Source organism: Ruminococcus sp. AF20-12LB, from assembly GCF_003478985.1.
Lineage (GTDB): Bacteria > Bacillota > Clostridia > Lachnospirales > Lachnospiraceae > Blautia_A.
This window is the reverse complement of sequence record NZ_QUGH01000032.1, coordinates 1-826: the sequence shown is the minus strand read 5'-3', so window position 1 is coordinate 826 and position 826 is coordinate 1. Positions and strand designations below refer to the sequence as shown.

Here is an 826-nt window from a genome sequence, read left to right as displayed (position 1 = left end):
AACTCTACAACATTTGTGTCTGGATATTCTTCAAGATATTTTTCAAAATGATGGTATGTCCTATTTTCCCGGCAGCCGGTGTTTTCAGGAGCTTTTCTGGTCTTGCGACGTTTTTTATAGCGTACTTTGCGTGGGAGATCCAAATTGATAGCAGTAAAATATCCATGATCAATGTAGTTATATAATGTACGGATAGAACAATTGATAAGCTGCTGATTGGAAACATAAATATGAGATAATGGCTGTCCTTTAAGGAGAAAAGGTGAAACCAGCTGATCCAGCTGTTCCAGAGATTCGGGTGTCTGGTTGATACCTGAACGGGAAGAAACCTTAATCTCATTATAAAGGTCATGGGCATAATGGGCACGGTAAAAATAGAAGTCATGGGAACAGGTACGTATCTGGTTGCAGTTGTTGCAAACATACGGTGGTTTTTTGAGCCTGTCGCAAAGTACAGGAGTAAAAGCACGGCAATACATGGCACAGCGCTTAGAACGGCACTTAAAGCACAATGACCGGCAGGAAAGGCTGCCACATACATTTCTTTTGTCACAGGAATGAAAGAACTGGCATTCCGAGCGTTTCTTCTGGAGGTCATCCTGATAATGAGGAACATGTATGATATGACGCCGTATCTCCTTTGAGATGGTGGAAGAATCCTTGTTTAACTTGCGAGCAATCTGAGAAAAGTTTTCCCCAATCTGTATACCATGTTCGATAGCAGCACGGTCAGCGAGAGTAAGGTGTTTGCGGTTTCCAATATTATAAGTAGCCATAAGTAAATCCTCCTTTGTAATAAAAATGGATCATTTCCGGTGATCGGAGG

The 826-nt window shown here is 41.6% G+C and carries 1 protein-coding gene; it reads right to left on the bottom strand.

The window, feature by feature from the left end:
• Positions 1-776: helix-turn-helix domain-containing protein (locus DWX61_RS18705; RefSeq protein WP_286188097.1), on the bottom strand; the 776-nt coding region annotated here is incomplete at its 3' end.
• Positions 777-826: the final 50 nt, after the last annotated feature.